Source organism: Achromobacter sp. 10T422, assembly GCF_056394065.1.
In genome coordinates this window covers 111,900-134,362 of the sequence record NZ_JBFTHD010000004.1, presented here as the reverse complement: position 1 = coordinate 134,362, position 22,463 = coordinate 111,900, and the positions used below count along the sequence as shown (strand labels likewise).

At 63.2% G+C, this 22,463-nt stretch carries 21 protein-coding genes; 15 read left to right on the top strand and 6 right to left on the bottom strand.

All coding sequences use genetic code 11. The features are described 5' to 3' along the window. The first annotated feature begins 87 nt into the window (after positions 1-87). The 4 genes from folC (at position 88) to purF (ending at position 4,307) form a co-directional block, all read left to right on the top strand. Positions 88-1,398, top strand: a complete 1,311-nt coding sequence (gene folC / locus AC1DB0_RS11220) for a bifunctional tetrahydrofolate synthase/dihydrofolate synthase (RefSeq protein WP_054425882.1) — start codon at positions 88-90, stop codon at positions 1,396-1,398. A gap of 63 nt (positions 1,399-1,461) precedes the next feature. Then, positions 1,462-2,268, top strand: coding sequence for an SPOR domain-containing protein (locus AC1DB0_RS11215; RefSeq protein ID WP_175168436.1), 807 nt, complete (start codon positions 1,462-1,464; stop codon positions 2,266-2,268). After that, positions 2,268-2,756, top strand: coding sequence for a CvpA family protein (locus AC1DB0_RS11210; RefSeq protein ID WP_050446568.1), 489 nt, complete (start codon positions 2,268-2,270; stop codon positions 2,754-2,756). Before AC1DB0_RS11215 ends, AC1DB0_RS11210 begins: the two co-directional genes overlap by 1 nt. 30 nt (positions 2,757-2,786) lie before the next feature. Further along, positions 2,787-4,307 (top strand): amidophosphoribosyltransferase, encoded by a 1,521-nt coding sequence (gene purF / locus AC1DB0_RS11205; RefSeq protein ID WP_054425878.1) that lies wholly within the window; start codon positions 2,787-2,789, stop codon positions 4,305-4,307. A 123-nt stretch (positions 4,308-4,430) separates the two neighbouring features. On the opposite strand, the gene AC1DB0_RS11200 is transcribed toward purF, so the two are convergent. The 6 genes from AC1DB0_RS11200 to AC1DB0_RS11175 all read right to left on the bottom strand — a co-directional run bounded on the left by AC1DB0_RS11200 (position 4,431) and on the right by AC1DB0_RS11175 (position 10,342). Further along, complete coding sequence (locus AC1DB0_RS11200; protein ID WP_476756893.1) at positions 4,431-4,952, bottom strand: M48 metallopeptidase family protein; 522 nt, start codon at positions 4,950-4,952, stop codon at positions 4,431-4,433. A gap of 36 nt (positions 4,953-4,988) precedes the next feature. After that, positions 4,989-5,474 carry a disulfide bond formation protein B gene (locus AC1DB0_RS11195; RefSeq protein WP_342066560.1) on the bottom strand — a complete coding sequence of 162 codons (486 nt, stop codon included), beginning with the start codon at positions 5,472-5,474 and terminating at the stop codon, positions 4,989-4,991. Positions 5,475-5,525: 51 nt separating this feature from the next. Continuing rightward, positions 5,526-6,239: a MarC family protein gene (locus AC1DB0_RS11190; protein WP_054425872.1), complete on the bottom strand. Its 714-nt coding sequence runs from the start codon at positions 6,237-6,239 to the stop codon at positions 5,526-5,528. Between the two features lie 79 nt (positions 6,240-6,318). Next, a complete protein-coding gene (locus tag AC1DB0_RS11185) occupies positions 6,319-8,925 on the bottom strand; it encodes a [protein-PII] uridylyltransferase (protein WP_476756892.1) in 2,607 nt (868 codons plus the stop codon). A 20-nt stretch (positions 8,926-8,945) separates the two neighbouring features. Further along, the gene (gene map, locus AC1DB0_RS11180; protein WP_054425868.1) at positions 8,946-9,767 is read right to left on the bottom strand and encodes a type I methionyl aminopeptidase; all 822 of its coding nucleotides are present in this window, start codon (positions 9,765-9,767) and stop codon (positions 8,946-8,948) included. A gap of 338 nt (positions 9,768-10,105) precedes the next feature. After that, positions 10,106-10,342, bottom strand: a complete 237-nt coding sequence (locus AC1DB0_RS11175; protein ID WP_156336818.1) for a hypothetical protein — start codon at positions 10,340-10,342, stop codon at positions 10,106-10,108. Between the two features lie 205 nt (positions 10,343-10,547). On the opposite strand from AC1DB0_RS11175, the gene rpsB reads away from it, so the two are divergent. The 11 genes from rpsB (at position 10,548) to lpxD (ending at position 22,418) form a co-directional block, all read left to right on the top strand. Further along, complete coding sequence (gene rpsB, locus AC1DB0_RS11170; protein WP_050446560.1) at positions 10,548-11,297, top strand: 30S ribosomal protein S2; 750 nt, start codon at positions 10,548-10,550, stop codon at positions 11,295-11,297. 180 nt (positions 11,298-11,477) lie between these two features. Next, complete coding sequence (gene tsf / locus AC1DB0_RS11165) at positions 11,478-12,356, top strand: translation elongation factor Ts (protein WP_054425866.1); 879 nt, start codon at positions 11,478-11,480, stop codon at positions 12,354-12,356. Positions 12,357-12,536: 180 nt separating this feature from the next. Next, complete coding sequence (gene pyrH / locus AC1DB0_RS11160) at positions 12,537-13,253, top strand: UMP kinase (protein WP_054425864.1); 717 nt, start codon at positions 12,537-12,539, stop codon at positions 13,251-13,253. Positions 13,254-13,268: 15 nt separating this feature from the next. Then, positions 13,269-13,829: a ribosome recycling factor gene (gene frr, locus AC1DB0_RS11155; RefSeq protein WP_054425862.1), complete on the top strand. Its 561-nt coding sequence runs from the start codon at positions 13,269-13,271 to the stop codon at positions 13,827-13,829. 179 nt (positions 13,830-14,008) lie between these two features. After that, positions 14,009-14,773, top strand: a complete 765-nt coding sequence (uppS, locus tag AC1DB0_RS11150; protein ID WP_054425860.1) for a polyprenyl diphosphate synthase — start codon at positions 14,009-14,011, stop codon at positions 14,771-14,773. 52 nt (positions 14,774-14,825) lie between these two features. Continuing rightward, complete coding sequence (locus tag AC1DB0_RS11145) at positions 14,826-15,683, top strand: phosphatidate cytidylyltransferase (protein ID WP_476758659.1); 858 nt, start codon at positions 14,826-14,828, stop codon at positions 15,681-15,683. Next, positions 15,680-16,879 carry a 1-deoxy-D-xylulose-5-phosphate reductoisomerase gene (locus AC1DB0_RS11140; RefSeq protein ID WP_054425856.1) on the top strand — a complete coding sequence of 400 codons (1,200 nt, stop codon included), beginning with the start codon at positions 15,680-15,682 and terminating at the stop codon, positions 16,877-16,879. Before AC1DB0_RS11145 ends, AC1DB0_RS11140 begins: the two co-directional genes overlap by 4 nt. A gap of 43 nt (positions 16,880-16,922) precedes the next feature. Next, the gene (rseP, locus tag AC1DB0_RS11135; protein WP_175168440.1) at positions 16,923-18,254 is read left to right on the top strand and encodes an RIP metalloprotease RseP; all 1,332 of its coding nucleotides are present in this window, start codon (positions 16,923-16,925) and stop codon (positions 18,252-18,254) included. 53 nt (positions 18,255-18,307) lie between these two features. Next, positions 18,308-20,635, top strand: coding sequence for an outer membrane protein assembly factor BamA (bamA, locus tag AC1DB0_RS11130; RefSeq protein ID WP_054425852.1), 2,328 nt, complete (start codon positions 18,308-18,310; stop codon positions 20,633-20,635). Positions 20,636-20,742: 107 nt separating this feature from the next. Continuing rightward, positions 20,743-21,303 (top strand): OmpH/Skp family outer membrane protein, encoded by a 561-nt coding sequence (locus AC1DB0_RS11125; protein ID WP_046807180.1) that lies wholly within the window; start codon positions 20,743-20,745, stop codon positions 21,301-21,303. A gap of 17 nt (positions 21,304-21,320) precedes the next feature. Continuing rightward, on the top strand, positions 21,321-22,418 hold the full coding sequence (gene lpxD, locus AC1DB0_RS11120; RefSeq protein WP_427948089.1) for a UDP-3-O-(3-hydroxymyristoyl)glucosamine N-acyltransferase: 1,098 nt from the start codon (positions 21,321-21,323) through the stop codon (positions 22,416-22,418). The last annotated feature ends 45 nt before the right edge of the window (positions 22,419-22,463 follow it).

Sequence of the window (22,463 nt, the reverse complement as noted above, 5' to 3'; positions counted from 1 at the left end):
CGCGCCCTAGGGGATTAGGGAAAACACCGGGCGCAGACTGCTAAAATCCAGGGCTGATTCAACACGACCCCCATCTCCACCCCCGCCATGTCCCCTGTTTCCCAGCCTGACGCATCCGCCACCCTGTCTGATTGGCTCCAGTATCTGGAATCCATCCACGCCACCGCGATCGACATGGGCCTGGATCGCGTGCGCGAGGTGGCCACGCGCATGGGGCTTGAGCTGTCCGGCGTGAAGTTCGTTGTCGGCGGCACCAACGGCAAAGGGTCCACCTGTGCCATGCTGGAAGCCATTCTGCTGGCGGCGGGCTACAAGGTGGGGCTGTACACCTCCCCGCACCTGATCGACTTCAACGAACGCGCCCGCGTCAACGGGCAGATCGCCTCCGATGATGCGCTGATCGCCCAGTTCCAGGCGGTGGAAGCGGCGCGCGGTGAGGTCTCGCTGACGTACTTCGAATTCACCACGCTGGCCATCCTGCGCCTGTTCTCGCAATCGCGCCTGGACGCGGTGGTGCTGGAAGTGGGTCTGGGCGGCCGGCTGGACGCCGTCAACATCGTTGACGCCGACTGCTCAATCGTCACCAGCGTCGACCTTGACCACACCGACTGGCTGGGCGACACCCGCGAAAAAATCGGTTTCGAAAAAGCGCACATCTACCGCGCCGGCCGCCCCGCTATTTGCAGCGACCCGGTGCCGCCGCAATCGCTGCTGGATTACGTCGAAAAGATCGGCGCCGACCTCTGGTTGTTTGGGCGCGACTTCAACTATTCCGGCGACCGCCAGCAATGGGCGTTCGGAGGCCGCGAACAACGCCGCAGCGCGCTGGCCTATCCGGCCCTGCGCGGCGCCAATCAATTGCTGAACGCATCGGCCGCGCTGGCCGCGCTGGAGTCCGTGCGCGATCGCCTGCCGGTGCCGGCGCAGGCCGTGCGCCTGGGGCTGCTGCAGGCATCGCTGCCGGGCCGCTTCCAGATCCTGCCGGGCCAGCCGTCCGTGATTCTGGACGTGGCGCACAACCCGCACGCCGCCGCCGTGCTGGCGCAGAATCTGGACAACATGGGCTTTCATCCCTATACCCACGCGGTATTCGGCATGTTGAACGACAAGGACCTGGCTGGCGTCGTCGCCAAAATGGGCACGCGCATTGATCACTGGTACTGCGCAGGCCTGCCGGGCCCGCGCGGAACGTCCGGGCAGGCGCTGGCGGATCAGGTTGCCGCCGCCTTGCCGCCGTCGCCCGCGGGGGCGGAAAGCCCCAGCATCGCCGCCTTCGAAGATCCCGCCGAGGCCTACGCCGCAGCGCGCGAACGGGCGGTCGAGAATGATAGAATCGTCGTGTTTGGGTCGTTTCTCACCGTGGCCTCGGTTTTGCAGGCTCTGGGTCGCAAGGCATAGGCAAATCGGCTCGTGGCGGCCCACCGCCATATTGCCGAAAGGCGCCGCAAGGAATTCTCTTCCATGGGTTTTTTCAAACGCAAAGATCCTGCCGACCAGGCGCAGTCCTCTAAACGGGCGGCAGTGCCTAGCGAGGTTCAGGCTGCGGAGCTGCGCGGGCGCGCGCGGCGCAGGCTGGCAGGCGCCGTCGCGCTGGTGCTGGCGGCTGTCATCATTCTTCCCATGGTGCTTGATTCGCAGCCCGTACCGGTTGCCGACAACATTCCCATCCGGGTGCCGGATCGCAACACGCCGTTCCAGCCGCAGGTAGGCGAGCCGCAAGCGGCTGCCCCCACCACGCCGGATGCTGCGCCCACGGAAGGTTCCGCCGTTCCCACGCCGCCGCCGGTCACGTCCGTGCCGCCCGTGGCAACGGCCCCGACGCCGCAGACGACCGTGCAAGTCACGCCGCCGCTTGTGCCGCCCAAGCCGGAAACCAAGCCCAAGCCCGAACCCAAGCCGGAATCCAAGCCCGAGCCCAAACCGACGCCCAAGCCCGAGACGCGTTCCGACGACGGCGCCCGCGCGCTGGCCTTGCTGGAAGGGCGTTCGGCGCCGGCCGCCACCGCGCCGGCCCCCAAGCCCGCCGCCGCCAAGGGTAATTTCGTGCTGCAGATTGCGGCTTACACGACGTCGGAAGACGCCCAATCGCGCCGCGCCAAGCTGCATCAGGCCGGCGTCACCAATGCATTTGTGGAACAAGCCTCCATTGGAGGCAAACAGCAGTACCGTCTGCGCGTGGGGCCGTTCCCTTCGCGTGAGGCGGCACAGGCGGCCCAGGCGCGTTTGCGCACCTTGGGCTATGACAATGGTTTCATTGCTGCCCAATAGTGACCGGTTTCGACTTCGTCGTACTGGCCATCCTGGTGGTCTCGGGTGTGCTGGGCCTGGTGCGCGGCCTGCTCAAAGAGGTGCTGTCGCTGGTCGCCTATCTGCTGGCCTTTGTGGCCGCGATATGGTGGGGCCCCACGGTATATACGTGGCTGGAGCCCTATATTGAAACGACGCTGCTGCGCATGGGAGTCTCATACGCCGTGGTGTTCATCCTAGTGCTGCTCGGTGTGGGTTTGGTCAACATGACGCTAGCCGCCTTGATCCGCAGTACCGGACTCAGCCCCGCCGATCACGGCCTGGGCGGAATGTTCGGGCTGGCCCGTGGTCTGGTGATCGTGCTGGCGTTGGTGGCCGCTGCAGGCTACACGCCGCTACCCCAAGAGCCGTGGTGGAAGGACGCCATGTTTTCGCATTCGGCCATCGAGGCCATCAAACATATCAAAACGTGGCTGCCGCCGTCTTTGGCGACTTGGCTGCCGTATTGATTAGCTTCAAATCAACCAGGAAATCTCACCATGTGTGGAATCGTAGGGGTCATCGGGCGCGGGCCGGTCAACCAGCTGCTCTATGACAGCTTGCTGCTGTTGCAGCATCGCGGGCAGGACGCCGCGGGCATCGCGACGTCGCAAGGCAACCAATTCAATATGTACAAGGCCCACGGCCTGGTGCGCGACGTTTTCCGTACGCGCAACATGCGTTCGTTGCCGGGTACGTCTGGCGTCGGCCAGGTCCGCTATCCCACCGCGGGCTCCAGCGCCAGCGAGGAAGAGGCCCAGCCGTTCTACGTCAACGCCCCGTTCGGCATCATGTTCGCCCACAACGGCAACCTGACGAACTGGCGTGAACTGCGCGAATCGCTCTACCGGGTCGATCGCCGCCACATCAACACGAACTCTGATTCCGAAGTGCTGCTGAACGTGCTCGCGCACGAACTGCAATCGTCGGCGAACGGCGTGTCGCTGGATGATGACGCGATCTTCCGCGCGGTGTCCGCCGTGCACAAGCGCGTGCGCGGCGCCTACGCCGTCGTGGCGCAGATTTCCGGCTACGGCCTGCTCGCTTTCCGTGACCCCAACGGCATCCGCCCGTTGTGTATCGGCCGCATGGAAACCGATGAAGGCGTGGAATGGATGGTGGCCTCGGAATCGGTGGCGCTGGAAGGCAGCGGTTTTGTCTTCGTGCGCGACGTCGAGCCGGGCGAAGCCGTGTTTGTCGACCTGGACGGCCGCTTCGTCAGCCGCCAGTGCGCCGACAATCCGCAGTTGGTGCCGTGCATTTTCGAATACGTGTACTTCGCGCGTCCGGACTCGCTGATCGACGGCGTGTCGGTCTACGACGCCCGTCTGCGCATGGGTGAATACCTGGCCGACAAGGTCGCGCGCAACATGCGTCTGGGCGACATCGACGTCGTCATGCCGATTCCGGATTCCTCGCGTCCGGCCGCCATGCAGCTGGCCGCCCGCCTGAACCTGGACTACCGCGAAGGGCTCATCAAGAACCGTTACGTCGGCCGCACCTTCATCATGCCGGGTCAAGCGGTGCGCCGTAAGTCCGTGCGCCAGAAGCTCAATGCCATCGGCATGGAGTTCAAGGGCAAGAACGTGCTGCTGGTTGATGACTCCATCGTGCGTGGCACCACCAGCCGTGAAATCGTCGACATGGCGCGCGCTGCTGGCGCCAACAAGGTGTACTTCGCGTCCGCCGCGCCTCCGGTTCGCTTCCCGAACGTGTACGGCATCGACATGCCCACGCAATCGGAACTGATCGCCACCGGCCGCAGCGACGAAGAAATCGCCCGCGCCATCGGCGCTGACTCGTTGATCTACCAGGATCTGGCCGACATGCAGCAATCGGTGCGTGACCTGAACCCCAAGATGTCGCGCTTCGAGGCTTCGTGCTTCGACGGCGAGTACGTCACGGGCGACATCACCGCCGAATACCTGGCCCGCCTGGGTCAGTCGCGCGCGGAGCCGGGGCAGGACGAGGGCGCAAGCGGCCTGCAATTCAACATGGGCTACGCCGCCAACGACGCCTGATCCGTCGCGCAAGCTCGCTCAATAAAAATGCCGTCCCTAGGGACGGCATTTTTTTCGTCGCGCCTTTTCGTGGCGCTTTCTATGTAGCGCTTTTTTTGGCGGCGCCAGCCAATGCGGCGCCCGTCAGCCCTTGGCATCCCACAGCGTTTCGCGCGTCGCTTCCAGATGCGTCAGGTACAGCCGCAAGTCGAACTCGTACTGGTGATAGTGCGGCTCCATGCGCAGGCACAGGTTGTAGAAGGCCTTGTTGTGATCCTTCTCTTTCAGGTGCGCCAGCTCATGCACGGTGATCATCTTCAAAAACTCGGCCGGCACCGTCTTGAACAGCGTCGCCACGCGGATCTCGTGCTTGGCGCGCAGCTTGCCGCCTTGCACGCGCGAGATGTAGGTGTGCTGCCCCAGCGCATGCTGAATGACGTGGATCTTGCTGTCATAGGCCACCTTGTTGATCAGGTCGCCATTGCGCATATAGGTGTTCTTCAAGTCCGTCACGTACTCGTACAGCGCACGGTCGGTGCGCACATCGTGCGGGCCGTCGGGGTAGCGGGACTTGAGCGCCGGGCCCAGCTTGCCTTGGTCAAGCAGCGTCTGGGCCTGGAGCAGCAGATTTTCGGGATAGCCGGTCAGGTACTTCAAAGCGGTCACAGCGGGTGAGTCACAGCAAGAGACAAAAGCTCGGTATTACTGGGGGCGGCCGCGGCCGAACACCACCGGCAGCGCCATGAAGAACATGACCACAAACAGCGCCAGGCTCCACAACGCATACTCGATGCCCAGCAGCGGCACCTTGGCGTCCATGCAGGTGGCGAAGATGCCGAACACCCAGGGCACGTTGCCTTCCAGGCCGATGCCGGTCATGAAGCGGTCGGCGAAGGTCTGGTCGCAAGACAGCATGTTGGCGGCAACCGTGTACTGATACCAGGCGGCGACCACGCCAGACAGCGACAGCAGGGCGGCTAAGGCACCCGCGATACGGGTCAGCGCGCGTCCGCCGCCAAAGCCGCCGATCAGGGCCACCACGCCAATCACCAGATAAATCAGGCGTTGCAGCACGCACCAGGCGCAGGGCGGCATATCGAAAACGTGTTGGGAAATCAGGGCCACACCCACAGCGCCAAAACAGAATAGGGCGATCAGGCGAAGCAGGCGTTCAGAGCGGGTAGTCATTGTTGTTCTACGTCAGGAATGAGTCGGAGCGGGCAGGGCGCCCGGCTAGGCTTAGGCCTTGGGAATTGGAATTGGTTGCATCACTTGCGTCAGCAGGCCCAACATCAGGTCGCGCGCGCCTTCCCAGAAGATCTGCACCCCCAGGCACAGCATGATGAACGCCGACAGCCGCATGAATACCGCGGTGCCGTTGTCACCCAGCCGGTGCAGCATTTGGGCGGCGAAGCGCAGGCAGATATACAGCGTCAACGACACAACGATGATGCCGGGAATGGAGCCGCCCAGCCGCACCAGGCTCAGCACGTGGTTCTGGTCGCGCAGAGACACGCCCACGGTGATGGCGGCGGCGATGGAGCCCGGGCCACAGCTGATCGGGAACGTCAGCGGGTAGAACGCGCGGGCTTTCGCCATTTCGGGGGTGAAGGATTCCGCCATGCGCGCCACGCGTTCCGTGTCGGCATCCGGCGAATTCACCAGCCGCCACGCGCTGGCAATCACCAGCATGCCGCCGCCCACTCGCACGATCGACAGCGAAATGCCGAAGAAGCTGAGCAGCACGTTGCCGGCGACCATGGCCACGATCAGCATCAGGCAGACGTTGATGGCGACGCGCTTGGCCAGCACCATCCGGGTGGAAGACGATGCGCCTTCGGTCAGCGACAGGAAAATCGGCGCGATGGCGGGCGGGTTAAGGAAGGGCAGGAGCGTGGCCAGCGCGAAGAAAAAGCTGCCACCAAAAAAGCGCAAATAGTCGTTGAGCTGCATGGAGCGGACATCGCCTGGCCGAAAACCCGGATTGTATGCGTTCCGGGCACTGTCTGGCGATGTCCGTCTCGGGGGCGGATCAAGCCACCCGCTGTTGCGCCTCTTCGCCCGCCAGGGCGTCCAGCACGTCGCGTTCGAACTGCATCTGGCTGCGCGGGCGGGCCAGGGCCGAACCGTCAACGATGAACACGTCTTCCACGCGGTCGCCCAGCGTCATGATCTTGGCCATCAGCAGGTTGACATCATGTTGCGCGAACACGCGGGCCAGCGCGTGCAGCAGGCCGGGGCGGTCGGTAGCGGTCACCGACAGGCGCCACGACGTGCTGCGCTCATCCGGCTGCAATTCGGCTTGCGGCATCACCGGGAACACGCGCGACACCCGCGATTGCCGTCCACGGCCGTAGTAGCCGCCGCGGCTGGGCTGCGCTTGCGCTGCGGCGTGCGGGTCTTTCAGGCGTTCGGCAAGTTCGTGTTCGACAAGCGTGGCCTGCGCGCGCAGGTCGCTGGTGCCTTCGGGCAGCAGCACGATGAAGCTGTCCAGCGCCCAGCCGTGGCGCGTTGTGTGGATGCGGGCGTCTTGAATCGACAGGCACTTGGCGTCGAAGTAGCCGCAGATCGCCACGAACAGGTCCGGCGCGTCACGCGTGTAGACCATGATTTGCAGGCCTTCGCCCTGCTCGGTGGGCCGCGCCCTGACGACAGCCTGAGCGGGCGCCACCTGGTGATACAGATGGCGCGTGTGCCAGGCGATGTCGGACGCATCGTGGCGCAGGAAGTAGGCCACGTCGAGCTGGTTCCAGAAGGCTTCGCGAGCGTCGTCGCGCAGGCCGGCCAGCCGCGTCAGGCGGGCGGCTTCTTCCTTGCGTTCGGTCAGCACGGTGTGCGCGTCGGCGTGCGCGCCGCCCAATGCCGCCAGCGTCAGCTTGTATAAGTCTTCCAGCAGCTTGCCCTTCCAGGCGTTCCAGACCTTGGGGCTGGTGCCGCGGATATCGGCCACGGTCAGCAGGTAGAGCGCGGTCAGATGGCGCTCGTCCTTCACGGTGGCGGCGAATTCCTGCACGACGGCCGGGTCGGAGAGATCGCGTTTTTGCGCCACGGCCGACATCAGCAAGTGCTGGCGCACCAGGAACTCGACGAGTTTCGTGTCCTCGGGCTCCATGCCGTGGTCTTGCGCGAACTTGCGCACTTCGCGCGCGCCCAGTTCGGAGTGGTCGCCGCCACGTCCCTTGGCGATGTCATGGAACAGCGCGGCCACATACAGCAGCCAGTGCCGGTCCAGCCCGGCGATCAGCTGGCTGGCCAGCGGATATTCTTGCGCGTGTTCCGGCATGGTGAAGCGGCGCAGGTTGCGCACCACCGCCAGCGTGTGCTGGTCCACCGTGTAGGCATGGAAAAGGTCGTGCTGCATCTGGCCCACGATGCGGCGGAACACCGGCAGGTAGCGCGGCAGAATGTTCAGCATCGTCATGCGGCGCAATTCATGCACGATGCCGCGCGGCTGTTGCAGGATCTGCAGGAACAGCTTGCGGTTGACCGGGTTGCGGCGGAACTGCGCGTCGATGCGGTGGCGGGAATGCCAGATGGCGCGCAGCGTGCGGGCCGACATGCCGGTGAGTTCGGGGTGTTGCTGCATCACCAGGAAGGCGCGCAGCAGCAGGGTGGGGTTGCGTTCGAAGCCGTCGTCGCGAATGATGTCGAGGCGGTCGCGCAGGTTGCGGAAATCGTCGTCGATGTCGCGCGCATCGCTGTCAGGGCGCGGAAACAGGCGCTCTTCGATGTTCTGCACCAAGATGCCATTCAACTGCGTGACCAGCCGCGCCGCCCAGTAGTAGCGTTGCATCAGCAGTTCGCTGCTGCGCCGCGTGGCGGTCGCGTGAATGCGATAGACCTCGGCCAGCGCCGGTTGCAGGTCAAACAGCACGCGGTCTTCGCGGCGGTTCGACAGCAGGTGCAGTTCGATGCGCAGGCGCTTGAAGGCTTGTTCCGCCTTGCGCAGGTCGCGCGCTTCCGATGACGTCAACAGGCCCGCTTGCGCGACCGAACGCCAGCTATTGCCAAAGCCCGCAGCGCGCGCCATCCACAAGATGACTTGCAGATCGCGCAAACCGCCGGGCGACTCTTTGCAGTTCGGCTCCAGCGCGTAGGGCGTGTCGTGATAGCGCGCGTGGCGCTGCTGCATTTCAACGCGCTTGGCGCGGAAAAAGGCGCGCGGGTCCAGGCGCGACTTGGTCGCCGCGTCGAACTTTCTCATCAGTACGCGGCTGCCCGCCAGCCAGCGCGATTCCAGCAGCGCGGTTTCGACGGTGATGTCCGCGTCGGCCTCGCGTTCGCAGTCTTCTATGGTGCGCACGCTGTGGCCGGGCTCAAGCCCCAGGTCCCACAGTGCCGCCACCAATTGTTCAATGGCCGATTCGTCTTCGCGCGTGGGCACGTGCGGCAACAGAATCAGCAGGTCGACGTCGGAATGGGGATAGAGCTCGCCGCGGCCATAGCCGCCCACGGCCGCCAGCGTGGCGCCGATCGGCAGCGGGTAGTGCTTGACCAGGTCGCGCAGGGCGGCGTCAACGATGCGGCGCAGCTCGGACAGCAACGTGTCCGGGCGTTCGTGCTCGCGGAACTGGGCCACCGCGGCCCGCCGGGATTGCTGGATGCGTTCACGCAGGGAGCTAAGAAATTCGGCGGTCATGGTGGCGGACGGCTAGGGCCTCAGACGGCGGGGATGGCGATGGGCTCGGTGATGAAGGCGGGCGGCTGCGGCATGCCGGGGGACAAGGTCAGCACTTCATAGCCCGTATCGGTAACACATACAGCATGCTCCCACTGGGCAGACAGGCTGTGATCGCGGGTAACAACCGTCCAACCATCGGACAATTGGCGGATCTCGCGGCGGCCGGCGTTGATCATGGGCTCGATCGTGAAGAGCATACCCGTCACCAATTTCACGCCCGAGCCAGGCTTGCCGTAGTGCAACACTTGCGGGTCTTCGTGAAAGCGCTGGCCGATGCCATGGCCGCAGAATTCGCGCACGACGGAAAAGCCGTTGGATTCCGCGTGCTTCTGGATGGCGTTGCCGATGTCGCCCAGGGTGGCGCCGTTCTTGACCTGCTGGATTCCCTTCCACATGCACTCGAAGGTGATCTCGGTCAGGCGGCGCGACAGAATGGATTGCTCGCCCACGGCGTACATGCGGCTGGTGTCGCCAAACCAGCCGTCTTTGATGATGGTGACGTCAATGTTCAGCGAATCGCCGTTTTTCAGCACCTTGTCGCCCGGAATGCCGTGGCAGACCTGGTGATTCACCGACGTACAGATGGCGCCAGGAAAGGGCGGGTAGCCGGGCGGGGCGTAGCCCACGGTGGCAGACTTAACCTTGAGTTCGTCAGTCAGGTATTCCAGGCAGAGGCGGTCCAGCTCTCCGGTTGTTACACCCGGCTTCACATAGGGGGTGATGAAATCGAGGACTTTGGCGGCGTCCTGGCAGGCGGCGCGCATCTTGGCCAGGTCGGCCGGATTGGTAATTGTGCCCATGGAGTAACTTGACGATCTCTCGCTTGAATGTCTGCTTGAAAGAATAGTAGAATTATAGGCTTCCCTAAAATTTTGGGGAGCAATCGGGTTACGGCAAGAGCCGATCCTGGCGAAAGTGGGCGTCTAAAACGCCTGCACTTGAGGCTAAAAGCTATTTCAACCGATCCGCTTCATGAGATCGGCAGCAAGCCCTGAAGTTTCACCGCAAGCGAAGGTTGTGGAGCGAAATCGGGCAGGTTGTCAGGTTCTGAAGTGGGCCGCGCGGGGTAGCCTCAGTCAAGAGTCGCAGGCGTTTTTGAGTCTGGCGGAGCCGGGGCGCGGCGTGCTTGTAAGCCCGGTCATGTTTTTGAGCGGCGATGCAGGTTCGGTATGGGCGCCAGATTAAGTTCTTGAAAACCTTCGGGTTTTTTGAAGAAATGCCCTGGTGGCCTGATGCGCGGGATGGCGTCAAGCCTGAGCGCGAAGAGCTGGATTTCGCTGCCAACAAAACAAGTCCGGGTGCGCTGAATCCCCGGAAACTTCCAGGAATCTCCTGGAGTGTCTGGCTCAGCGCCATATCTGTCCAGTACAGGCATGTTCAAGTGTGCAGTGCAAGGCTCTCGTCGTGGCGGCCGTCTGGGTTTATCGCGGAAGCAGTATTTTTATTGCGACAGTGATCGGTCGGCCCGGTTAAAATTTTGTCCATCCCGCATGTTGCGGGAAATCGCGCGCAACACCACCCAGGGTGTCAGCAGAAGCTGATGCAGGTGCGGCGCAAGAAATCAACCCTTGGAGAATTACATGTCTTTGATGCGCGAAATGCTGGAAGCGGGTGTCCACTTCGGTCACCAAACCCGTTACTGGAACCCCAAGATGGCTCCGTACATCTTCGGTCACCGCAACAAGATTCACATCATCAACCTGGAAAAGACGGTTGATAAGTACCAGGAAGCCACCAAGTTCGTGAAGCAGATCGCTGCTCGCGGCGGCAACATCCTGTTCGTTGGCACCAAGCGCGCTGCGCGTGAACTGGTCGCCTCCGAAGCCGCTCGTTGCGGCATGCCCTTCGTCGACGCCCGCTGGCTCGGCGGCATGCTGACCAACTTCAAGACGGTCAAGACCTCGGTCAAGCGCCTGAAGGACATGGAAGTCGTCGTCGCCGAAGGCGGCGCCGAGCGCATGATCAAGAAGGAAGGCCTGCTGTTCCAACGCGAACTGGACAAGCTGAACAAGTCGATCGGCGGCATCAAGGACATGAACGGTCTGCCTGACGCCATGTTCGTCATCGACGTCGGCTACCACAAGATCGCCATCGCCGAAGCCAAGACGCTGGGTATCCCGGTCGTCGCCGTGGTTGACACCAACCACTCGCCCGACGGTATCGACTACGTCATCCCGGGTAACGATGACTCGGCCAAGGCCATCGCGCTGTACGCCAAGGGCATCGCCGACGCCGTGCTGGAAGGCCGCGAACAGAACATGAACGGTCTGGTCGAAGAGCTGGGTGAAGGTCAGGAAGAGTTCGTCGAAGTGCAGGACAACCAGGCCTAAGCCTATTGTCATGTCCGGCGGTTAGCGTTCGGGAGCGGTTTTTGCAAAAGATCCGCTCCCGCCTCGCCGGCACTGCGAAGGTGGGCTCCCATCTTCCGAACCCGCGACTTGCGGGCGTCCCATCGAATCAAATCACTGCCCCGGCGAGCCGGGGCGTGTCTTAGCAAAATTGGAGCAAACATGGCTGAAATTACCGCTGCCCTGGTCAAGGAACTGCGCGAGAAGACCGACGCGCCCATGATGGAGTGCAAGAAGGCCCTGACGGAAGCCGAAGGCGACCTGGTTCGCGCCGAGGAAATCCTGCGCGTCAAGCTGGGCAACAAGGCCAGCAAGGCTGCTGCCCGCGTCACCGCCGAAGGCCTGATCGGTCTGTTCATCTCCGCCGACGCCAAGCAAGGCGCCGTGATCGAAATCAACTGCGAAACCGACTTCGTCGCCAAGAACGACGACTTCGTGGGCTTCGTGAACAAGCTGGCCGAACTGGTCGCCACGCAGAACCCGGCCGACGTGGCCGCTCTGTCGGCGCTGTCGTTCGGTGAAGGCACCGTTGAAACGACCCGCACCACCCTGATCGGCAAGATCGGCGAAAACATCTCGATCCGCCGCTTCGAGCGCATCGAGACCCCGAACGCGCTGGCCAGCTACGTGCACGGCGGCAAGATCGGCGTGCTGGTGGAATACTCGGGCGCCGAGGAAGTGGGCAAGGACTTGGCGATGCACATCGCCGCCACCAAGCCCAAGGCCCTGAACGCCGACGGCGTGAACCCGGCTGACATCGCCGCCGAGCGCTCGGTTGCCGAGCAGAAGGCTGCTGAATCGGGCAAGCCGGCTGACATCGTCGCCAAGATGGTTGAAGGTTCGGTCGCCAAGTACTTGAAGGAAGTGACCCTGTTGTCGCAGCCGTTCGTCAAGAACGACAAGCACACGGTGGAACAACACCTGAAGGCAAACGGCGCTTCGATCAGCAAGTTCGTGCTGTTCGTTGTCGGCGAAGGTATCGAGAAGAAGACCAGCGACTTCGCCGCTGAGGTTGCAGCAGCCGCCGCCGGCGCCGCCTGACCTCACGGTAGTGCTTAAAGGCCGGCGCTAGATTAAATTCTAGTCCGGCCTTTTTCGCCGCAGGGCGCTGCAAGTTGAAATGCTTGGGAAGCCTGTGTACCCGCGTGGCGGGTGCGGCGTTGGGGGCTTACCCCATTCTTGTCTTACACTTTCGTCGGATTGTTCTTCGGGATATCACCTATGAGCAGCAGAGCATACAAACGGGTTCTTCTCAAACTTTCCGGCGAGGCGCTGATGGGCGACGATGCATTTGGCATCAATCGTTCCACCATCGTCCGCATGACCGATGAGATCGCTGAAGTCGCCGCCACCGGCGTCGAACTGGCCATCGTCATCGGCGGAGGTAATATTTTCCGTGGCGTCGCCCCGGGTGCGCAGGGCATGGACCGCGCCACCGCCGACTACATGGGCATGATGGCCACCATCATGAACGCGCTTGCCCTGCAAGACGCGCTCAAACACAAGGGCATCGACACCCGCGTACAATCCGCCCTGAACATCGATCAGGTCGTCGAACCCTACATCCGCCCGAAAGCCTTGCGTTACCTCGAAGAGGGCAAGGTCGTTATTTTCGCCGCGGGCACCGGCAACCCCTTCTTCACCACCGACACCGCCGCTGCCTTGCGTGGCGCCGAAATCGGAGCGGAGATTGTGTTGAAGGCCACCAAAGTGGACGGCATCTACAGTGCGGACCCCAACAAGGACCCCACTGCGACGCGTTATGCGCGCATCAGCTTCGATGAAGCGATTGTCCGCCGTCTGGAAGTCATGGACGCCACCGCGTTCGCGCTGTGCCGTGACCAGAAACTGCCGATCAAAGTGTTTTCGATCAATAAGTCCGGCGCGCTCAAGCGAGTCGTCAGCGGCGAAGACGAAGGCACCTTGGTACACGTTTAAAAAAAAGGAAATTCCATGAGCGCAGCAGAAATCCGCAAATCCGCCGAAGCCAGGATGGCCAAGTCGCTTGATACGCTCAAGATCAACCTGGGCAAGATCCGCACGGGCCGTGCCCACACCGGCATCCTGGACCACGTGCAGGTCGATTACTACGGCTCGCCCGTTCCGGTCGGCCAGGTCGCCAACGTGAACCTCGTGGACGCTCGCACCATCAGCGTGCAGCCCTACGAAAAGCACATGGCCGGCCCGATCGAAAAGGCCATCCGTGAATCGGACCTGGGTCTGAACCCCATCTCGATGGGCGACACCATCCGCGTGCCGATGCCCGCCCTGACCGAAGAGCGCCGCCGCGATCTGACCAAGGTCGTGCGCAGCGAAGGTGAAGACGCCAAGATCGCCGTGCGCAACCTGCGCCGTGAAGCGAACGAAGCGCTGAAGAAGCTGGTCAAGGACAAGGAAATCTCCGAAGACGACGAGCGTCGTTCGCAGGATGACGTCCAAAAGCTGACCGATCGCGCCGTGACCGACATCGACAAGATGGTCGTCCAGAAAGAAGCGGAAATCATGACCGTATAATCCTTGATTGCTTCGGGGCGGGGCGGCGTTGCCGTTTCGCTCCGGCGTCAGGATTTTCTTGCCTATGCGCCGTCCTTACCATTGCCTTGCAAGTCCCTGTTGCAGCGATGGAATGACGGCGCAGGTTTTTCTCCCGTACTACTGATTTTCGCCGGCCCTCCGCGCGCAGCCCCAGACCCATGGCAACCAGTTCGACCCAGGCGGTTCCCGACACTCGCGACATCCCCGAGCACGTCGCCATCATCATGGATGGCAATGGCCGGTGGGCGACGCGACGGCTGCTGCCTCGCACGGCCGGACACGCCAAGGGCGTGCAAGCGGTGCGCCGTGTGGTGGAAGCGTGCGGCCGCGCAGGCGTGCGCTATCTGACCCTGTTCGCGTTCAGTTCCGAGAACTGGCGCCGGCCCGCCGAAGAAGTGTCGTTGCTGATGCGCCTGTTTGTGCAGGCGCTGGAACGCGAAATCGGCAAGCTGGACGAGCAGGGCGTGCGCTTGCACGTCATCGGCGACTTGAGCGCGTTCGAACCCCGTCTGCAAGAGCTGATATTCGCCGCCCAAGAGCGCACCGCCCACAACGACCGTCTGCACCTGACGGTCGCCGCCAACTACGGCGGACGCTGGGACATTCTTCAAGCCACCCGCGCCATGCTGGCCGCCGAGCCCGCGCTTGCCGCCAAGCCCGAGCTGGTGGACGAAGCGCGCCTGGCTCGTCATCTCTCGATGTCGTGGGCGCCCGAGCCCGACCTGTTCATCCGCACCGGCGGCGAGCAGCGCATTTCCAATTTCCTGATCTGGCAGATGGCCTACGCGGAGTTCTACTTCACGGATCGCTTCTGGCCGGATTTCGGCGCCGCCGAGCTGCAAGCGGCTTTTGACTGGTACCGCACCCGCGAGCGACGCTTCGGCCGCACCAGCGCGCAAGTCAGCGAAAGCGGCGCGCAGTAAACAGACGGCGACAAGCGCGTCTTTCCAAAGCAGCACACGAGGAGACCGTCATATGTTGGGCCAGCGTATCGTTACCGCCGTCATTCTGTTGGCCATTCTGGCCGCCGCAATGATCAGCGCGAACCCCTGGTGGTTTGTTGCCTTGCTAGCCCTGGCCGCCGCGTGCGCCAACTGGGAATGGCTGCGCCTGACGCTGCCGCAACCTCCGTCCCCCCTGATTTCCATTGGTGTCGCCGTGCTGCTGTTTGCCGGCATGCTGGCGCTGGCGTCCGCCTGGCTGGCTGGCGACCGCACGGGCTGGAGCGATCCCGCCTGGGTGGTGCGTTACGTGGTGCCGGCGGTGTCGGCCGTGTGGTTGTTTGGCGGTCTGACGGCGGTGGTGCGTGGCCGCTCCGACGCGCCGCCCGCCAGCCTGGGCTGGTCTGTGTTTTCCGTGCCCGCTGCGTTTGCCGCCTGGGTCGTGCTGGCGCAGATGTTCGTCGCGCGCGGGGCAGGGTTCGTCGTGTCGTTGCTGGCGCTGGTCTGGGTGGCCGACATTGCGGCGTATTTTGCCGGCCGCGCGTTCGGCAAGCGTAAACTGGCCCCGCGAGTCAGTCCGGGCAAGACCATCGAAGGCGCCATTGCCGGTGTGCTGGGCGCAGTGGTCTGGATTGGCCTGTCGAGCTTGTGGGCGGGATCTTTCGGCCACGCTTTGGTCGAACGCTGGAGCTTCTGGTTGGCGCTGCCGATCGCCGCGTTGCTGGGTGTTGTGTCTATTGTGGGTGACCTGTTCGAATCGCTGCTCAAGCGACGCGCGGGCCGCAAAGACTCCAGCACGCTGCTGCCGGGCCATGGCGGGGTCTATGACCGCATCGACGCGATTCTTCCGGTTGCGCCGTTCGCGCTACTTTTGTMTGGAGTGTTGTTTTGAGGGCTTTTCAACGCGTCGTCGTGCTGGGATCGACGGGGTCGATCGGTGAAAGCACGCTGGATGTGATTGCCCGCCACCCTGATCGGCTGGCGGTTTATGCGCTGTCCGCTTACAGCCGAATGGAGCGTTTGGCCGAGCAGGCGCAGGCCTGCCGAGCTGCTGTGGTGGTGGTCCCCGATGAGGCCGCCCGCAAAAAATTTACCGCCGCGTGGGCAGGCGGGCAGCCCATGCCCGAAATCCGCGTGGGCGCGCAGGCCTTGGCCGACACGGCCGCCGATCCGCACTGTGATTCCGTGATGGCGGCGATTGTTGGCGCAGCCGGGCTGCCCGCCGCGCTGGCGGCCGCACGCAGCGGCAAGCGCGTGCTGCTGGCCAATAAAGAAGCGCTGGTCGCGGCGGGCTCGCTGTTCATGCAGGCCATCCGCGACAACGGCGCCGAACTATTGCCGATCGACAGCGAGCACAACGCCATTTTTCAGTGCCTGCCCCATGGCGGGCGGGCGCAGGCGCCCGACGCGCCCGCGCCAGGTGTGCGCCGGCTGTTGCTGACGGCCTCTGGCGGCCCGTTCCGCGGACGCGACCTGGAAGACCTGCACGACGTAACGCCAGCCCAAGCTTGCGCCCATCCCAACTGGAGCATGGGCCGCAAGATTTCGGTGGACTCGGCGACCATGCTTAACAAGGGCCTGGAAGTGATCGAGGCGCACTGGCTGTTCGCCATGCCTGCCGACCGCATCGAGGTCGTGGTGCACCCGCAAAGCGTGGTGCATTCCATGGTCGAATACGACGACGGCTCGGTCCTGGCGCAGCTGGGCCAGCCGGATATGCGGACCCCCATTGCTTACGGGCTGGGGTTCCCTGAGCGCCTGGAAAGCGGGGTCGGACCGCTGGATCTGACGCGCCTGGGCCGCCTGGACTTCGAAAAGCCGGATCTCGCCCGGTTTCCCTGCCTGGCGCTGTCGTTCGCGGCCTTGCGGGCGGGGCAGAGCGCTTGCGTGGCGCTCAACGCCGCCAACGAGATCGCCGTCGACGCGTTTTTGGGCGGCCGGCTGGCCTATACCTGGATTCCGCGCGTGATCGAGGCCTCTCTTGAGTGGCAGGCGCGGCAAGCATCTGTTACGCTCAGCAGTCTTGACGATGTGCTCGCGCTGGATGCAGAGGCGCGCATCTTCGCAGGTAACCTGGGGCTGGCCTGATGGCTGGCCGCGCTTGCTTCTGATTCCCTAGATTCCGATCCCGATGCTTTTCACCCTGTTGGCCTTTGCCGTTGCGCTTGGCTCCCTGATCATTTTTCATGAGCTCGGACATTACTGGGTGGCGCGCCTGTGCGGCGTGAAGGTGCTGCGGTTCTCTGTGGGCTTTGGCAAGGTCATCCTGCGCCGCACCGACCGCCACGGCACGGAATGGGCCGTGTCCGCGTTGCCGCTGGGCGGCTACGTCAAGATGCAGGACGAAGCGCCTGCGGGCGCCAGCCCGTCCGAGGCGGCCGGCGCCTTCAACAACAAATCCGTCGGCAAGCGCATCGCGATCGTCGCTGCCGGCCCCATCTTCAATCTGATCCTTGCTGTCTTCCTGTATGCGGGCCTGAACATGGCCGGCACCGAAGAGCCGCAAGCGATCGTCGCGCAGCCCGCGGCCGAAACCCCGGCGGCGCACGCCGGTCTGCTGCTGGGTGATCGCATCCTGGCCATCGACGGCCAGGAAGTCGGGTCGTGGTCCGACGCCCGCTGGCGCCTGATGGACGTCATGGCCACCGGTGGCCGCGCGCTGATTGAAGTCAGCACGCCTTCCGGCGCTGTCCAGCAGCGTGAACTGAACTTGCCCGCGAACGCCATGGACCCGTCCACGGGCGACCCGCTTGCCGCAGCCGGCATCCGCCTGGCTCAACCCAAGCCTGCCGTGCGCGCCGTCATTGATGGTGGGGAAGGGCAGGCCGCCGGGTTGCGCACGGGCGACCTGATCGTCTCGGTGGATGGCAAGCCCACGCCGGACACAGGCGGTCTCGTCAAACAAATTCAGGAAAGCGCAGGCAAGACGCTGGCGCTGACCCTGGTGCGCGACGGCGCCCAAATCTCGCTGAATGTCACGCCCCGCGCAGAGACGGTCAACGGCCAGGAAGTGGGCCGGCTTGGCGTCCAGCTGGGTGGCGACATCCCCATGGTCACGGTGCGCTACGGCTTGTTCGAAAGCGTCTGGCGCGGCGCAGTCCGCACCTGGGACACGGCCTGGTTCTCGCTGCGCATGATGGGCCGCATGGTCACGGGCGATGTTTCCTGGCGCAACGTCAGTGGGCCCGTCACCATCGCCGACTACGCCGGACAGACCGCCCGAATCGGGATTGTTGCGTACATCGCCTATATCGCGTTGATCAGTATCAGCCTGGGCGTACTAAATTTGCTTCCCATACCTATGCTGGATGGCGGCCATCTGCTGTACTATCTCGTCGAAATTGTGCGGGGCAGCCCGCCGCCAGCCAAGTGGATCGACATCGGACAGCGCGCTGGCATTGGTTTATTAGCCGGCCTGATGGGCCTTGCGCTGTTTAACGATTTCACGCGCTTATTCACTTAAGCGCGATTTAGCATAAAATCCCCCGCCATTTGCACGACCGAGGATACTCAAGGATGTCTTTTCGCCGGATGTTTCATCACAAAAAGGGTGTACTGCCGGGTCTCATCGCCGCCTTATTGCTGCCGGCCATGGCCCAAGCCTTCGACCCTTTTGTCGTGCGGGATATCCGCGTAGAGGGTATTCAACGGACTGACGCCGGCACGGTGTTTGGTTATCTCCCCGTCAAGGTGGGCGAGAAATTCACCGAAGAAGAAGCCACCGAAGCAATTCGCCGCCTGTACGGCACGGGCTTTTTCACCGACGTGCAGATCCAGACGGACAACAACGTCGTGGTCGTCGTGGTGCAAGAACGCCCGACGATCGCCTCCGTCAACTTCAACGGCATGCGCGAGTTCGACTCCAAGGCCATCACCACCTCGCTGGGCCAGGTGGGGTTTGCCGAGGGCCGCATCTTCGACCGTTCCATGCTTGAACGCGCGGAATACGAACTGAAGCAGCAGTACCTGTCCAAGGGCAAGTACGGCGTCGAAGTGACCTCCACCGTGACCCCGCTGCCGCGTAACCGCGTGGGCGTGAGCTTCGACGTGTTCGAAGGCTCGGTGGCGCGCATTCAGCAAATTCGCTTCGTGGGCAACAAGGCCTTCTCGGAAAGCGATCTGCTGGACGAGTTCAAGCTGACCACGCCGGGTTGGCTGACCTGGTACACCGATACCGACAAGTACTCGCGCGAAAAGCTCGAGGGCGATCTGGAACGCCTGCGCTCGTTCTATCTGGACAAGGGCTACCTGGAATTCACGGTTGAGCCGCCGCAAGTCACGATCTCGCCTGACCGCAAAGACATCAACATCACGATCACCGTTCACGAAGGCGAACCGTACAAGGTCCGCAGCGTGAAGCTGGCCGGCAACCTGCTGGGTCTGGACAAGGAGATCAACGCGCTGGTGCAGGTCAAGCCGGACGAAACGTTCTCGGCCGCCAAGGCGAACGATTCGGCCAAGGCCATCACCGACTACCTGGGTGAACTGGGCTACGCGTTTGCCAACGTGAACCCGAACCCGCAGCTGGACCGCGCCAAGCACGAAGCCGACCTGACGTTCTACGTCGACCCGAGCCGCCGTGTGTACGTGCGCCGCATTCAGATTGGCGGCAACACCCGCACGCGCGACGAAGTCGTGCGCCGCGAAATGCGCCAGCAGGAAGCCGCCTGGTACGACGCCAAAGACATCAAGACCTCGCGCGACCGCGTGGATCGCCTGGGCTACTTCAGCGACGTCAACGTCAAGACCGATCCGGTTCCGGGCTCGCCCGACCAGGTCGACGTGAACGTCGACGTGAAAGAAAAGCCCACCGGCATGATCAACCTGGGTGTGGGTTACGGCTCGTCTGAAAAGGCGATTCTGTCGGCCGGTATCAGCGAAGACAACGTCTTCGGCAGCGGCACGAACCTGACGCTGCAATTGAACACCAGCAAGACGAACCGCGCGGTTGTGCTGTCGCACACCGATCCGTACTGGACCAAGGACGGCATCAGCCGCACGACGTCTGCGTACTACCGCGTGACCGAACCCTGGAACAACAACGACGGTGATTACCGCGTCAAGGCAATCGGCCTGGGCATGAACTTCGGCATTCCGATTTCGGAATACGACCGGATCTTCATGGGCGCGAACCTCGAACACAACCAGATCGATCTGTTCGACAACTCGCCCGCCGCCTACGACAAGTTCGTGAAGGACTACGGCGATTCGACCAATTCGCTGATCTTCAACACCGGCTGGTCCAACGACACCCGTGACAGCGCACTGGCGCCGACGAAGGGTTCGTACACCCGCCTGAAGGCCGACGTGTCCACGGTCGACCTGAAGTACACGCTGCTCACCGCGCAGCAACAGTATTTTGTGCCGCTCGGCGGCTCCTACACGCTGGCCCTGAACGGCATGGCGGATTGGGGCAAGAGCTACGGTGGCAAGGACTACCCGGTCATCAAGAACGTGTATGCCGGCGGTATCGGCACCGTCCGCGGTTACGAAGGTTCGTCGCTGGGTCCGCGTGATACCAAGACGGGCGACTACCTGGGCGGCACGCGCCGTATCATCGCCAACGCGCAGTTGTATCTGCCGTTCCCGGGCGCGTCGAAAGACCGCACGCTGCGCTGGTTCATCTTCAGCGACGCGGGCCAGGTTTCGTCGGATCTGGGTTGCTCGGCCGGCAAGGCGGGCAGCGAAGTGGAAGATCCTTGCGGCTGGCGTTTCTCGGCCGGTATCGGCCTGTCGTGGCAGTCGCCGATGGGTCCGTTGCAGTTGTCGTATGCTCGTCCGCTTAATTCCAAGGCTGGCGACGACAAGCAAAGCTTCCAGTTCCAGATCGGGACCGGTTTCTAAGCACCGTTACGCTTGAAAACAAGGGAGGGGCCCCCTGGCCCGGCTCCCTTGCTATTTAGTGGCACAATACACACTTTGGCTTTGCCTTACTGGAAGGTGAGATTTTCATGATGTCTGATTTCGCACTTAAATCATCGAATACGCCGCGCGCCAAGCGCCGTGGCAAGCTGGGCGGCTCCATTGCCCTGGTGGGTGCGCTCATTCTCGGTTCGGCTGCTGCGATTCCCGCGCAGGCTCAAAACACCAAGATCGGCTTCGTCAATACCGAGCGGATTCTGCGTGAATCCGGTCCGGCGAAGACGGCGCAAAGCAAGATCGAAGCCGAATTCAAGAAGCGCGACGATGAACTTCAACGCCTGAATAACAGCCTGCGTTCGCAAGCCGAAAAATTCGACAAGGACGCACCCGTTCTGTCGGAATCGGATCGCGTGAAGCGCCAGCGCGAGTTGTCCAATCTGGATACCGACCTGCAACGCAAGCGTCGTGAATTCCAGGAAGACTTCAACCGCCGCCGCAACGAAGAGTTCTCGGGCATCGTCACGAAGGCTAACGAAGCCATCAAGCGCATCGCCGAGCAAGAAAGCTACGACCTGATCATTCAGGACGCCGTGACGGTCAATCCGCGCATCGACATCACCGACAAGGTGATTCAGAGCCTGGGCAAGTAAGCAGTACCCGCGACGTTATGCCGGTTTTACTGGATCTTGCCCGCGCGCCCACACTCGAAGCACTGTTGAGCGCCGCCAACACCCAGGGTATGGACTGGCGTATCAGCGCGGCGCCCGCGTCGGAGCCCTTCAAGGTCTGCGGCGTCGGGACGCTGTCTTCGGCGGGGCCTCAGGAAATCACTTTCCTGGCCAACCCCCGCTACCAGAGCCAACTCGGCGCGACGCAGGCAGGGGCGGTCATCGTCTCGGCCGACGTGGCCGAGGCCCTGGAAGCGCCCGGGGCCACCCGGCCGCCGTTCGCGCTGGTCGTCTGCAAACATCCCTATCTGCTTTACGCCCGTGTGGCGCAATGGTTCGACGCTGCGCGCCGGCCCGTGCTGCCTGGGTCCACGCATCCTTCCGCCGTGATTGCGCCGGACGCCACCCTCGAAGAGGGCGTGCGTATTGGCCCCAATTGCGTGGTGGAAGCGGGTGCACGCATCGGCCGGGATACCGTCCTGGGGCCGGGTTGCGTCGTTGGCGTGGGCTCGTCCATCGGGCCGGGCAGCCGTTTGCACGCACACGTCACGCTTTATGAAGGCGTGAAAGTGGGCGCGCGAGCCATCATCCACAGTGGCGCCGTGCTGGGTGCTGACGGTTTTGGCTTTGCGCCGGACCCGACGCTGGGCAAGGGCGCCTGGGGCAAGATTCCCCAGCTGGGCGGTGTGACGGTGGGCGATGACGTCGAAATCGGCGCCAACACAACCATCGACCGAGGCGCGCTGGATGACACCGTGGTGTCTGACGGCGTGAAGCTCGACAACCAGATCATGGTGGCGCACAACGTGCGCATCGGCGCGCATACCGCAGTAGCGGCATGTGTCGGCATCGCGGGTTCGACGAGCATCGGCGAACGCTGCACCATTGGTGGCGCCGCGATGCTGTCAGGCCATTTGACCCTGGGCGACGACGTGCATATTTCGGGCGGCACTGCGGTGACGTCCAGCATTTCGAAACCTGGCCGCTATACCGGGGTGTTCCCGTATGCGGAGCATGGCGAATGGCAGCGCAACGCCGCCGTGATACAACAGTTGGCGCAACTGCGCCGCCGCGTGCGCACGCTGGAAAAAGACTAAGGCGCGTTTGCCGCCGTGGCGTGCACGCGCCAAAATTATTTCATT

What these genes read in the sequence shown, in the direction of transcription:
- folC (WP_054425882.1), top strand. Translation starts at nt 88, where the DNA reads ATGTCCCCTGTTTCCCAGCCTGACGCATCCGCCACCCTGTCTGATTGG.
- AC1DB0_RS11215 (WP_175168436.1), top strand. Translation starts at nt 1,462, where the DNA reads ATGGGTTTTTTCAAACGCAAAGATCCTGCCGACCAGGCGCAGTCCTCT.
- purF (WP_054425878.1), top strand. Translation starts at nt 2,787, where the DNA reads ATGTGTGGAATCGTAGGGGTCATCGGGCGCGGGCCGGTCAACCAGCTG.
- AC1DB0_RS11195 (WP_342066560.1), bottom strand. Translation starts at nt 5,474, where the DNA reads ATGACTACCCGCTCTGAACGCCTGCTTCGCCTGATCGCCCTATTCTGT.
- AC1DB0_RS11190 (WP_054425872.1), bottom strand. Translation starts at nt 6,239, where the DNA reads ATGCAGCTCAACGACTATTTGCGCTTTTTTGGTGGCAGCTTTTTCTTC.
- AC1DB0_RS11185 (WP_476756892.1), bottom strand. Translation starts at nt 8,925, where the DNA reads ATGACCGCCGAATTTCTTAGCTCCCTGCGTGAACGCATCCAGCAATCC.
- map (WP_054425868.1), bottom strand. Translation starts at nt 9,767, where the DNA reads ATGGGCACAATTACCAATCCGGCCGACCTGGCCAAGATGCGCGCCGCC.
- AC1DB0_RS11175 (WP_156336818.1), bottom strand. Translation starts at nt 10,342, where the DNA reads ATGCCTGTACTGGACAGATATGGCGCTGAGCCAGACACTCCAGGAGAT.
- rpsB (WP_050446560.1), top strand. Translation starts at nt 10,548, where the DNA reads ATGTCTTTGATGCGCGAAATGCTGGAAGCGGGTGTCCACTTCGGTCAC.
- tsf (WP_054425866.1), top strand. Translation starts at nt 11,478, where the DNA reads ATGGCTGAAATTACCGCTGCCCTGGTCAAGGAACTGCGCGAGAAGACC.
- pyrH (WP_054425864.1), top strand. Translation starts at nt 12,537, where the DNA reads ATGAGCAGCAGAGCATACAAACGGGTTCTTCTCAAACTTTCCGGCGAG.
- frr (WP_054425862.1), top strand. Translation starts at nt 13,269, where the DNA reads ATGAGCGCAGCAGAAATCCGCAAATCCGCCGAAGCCAGGATGGCCAAG.
- uppS (WP_054425860.1), top strand. Translation starts at nt 14,009, where the DNA reads ATGGCAACCAGTTCGACCCAGGCGGTTCCCGACACTCGCGACATCCCC.
- rseP (WP_175168440.1), top strand. Translation starts at nt 16,923, where the DNA reads ATGCTTTTCACCCTGTTGGCCTTTGCCGTTGCGCTTGGCTCCCTGATC.
- bamA (WP_054425852.1), top strand. Translation starts at nt 18,308, where the DNA reads ATGTCTTTTCGCCGGATGTTTCATCACAAAAAGGGTGTACTGCCGGGT.
- AC1DB0_RS11125 (WP_046807180.1), top strand. Translation starts at nt 20,743, where the DNA reads ATGATGTCTGATTTCGCACTTAAATCATCGAATACGCCGCGCGCCAAG.
- lpxD (WP_427948089.1), top strand. Translation starts at nt 21,321, where the DNA reads ATGCCGGTTTTACTGGATCTTGCCCGCGCGCCCACACTCGAAGCACTG.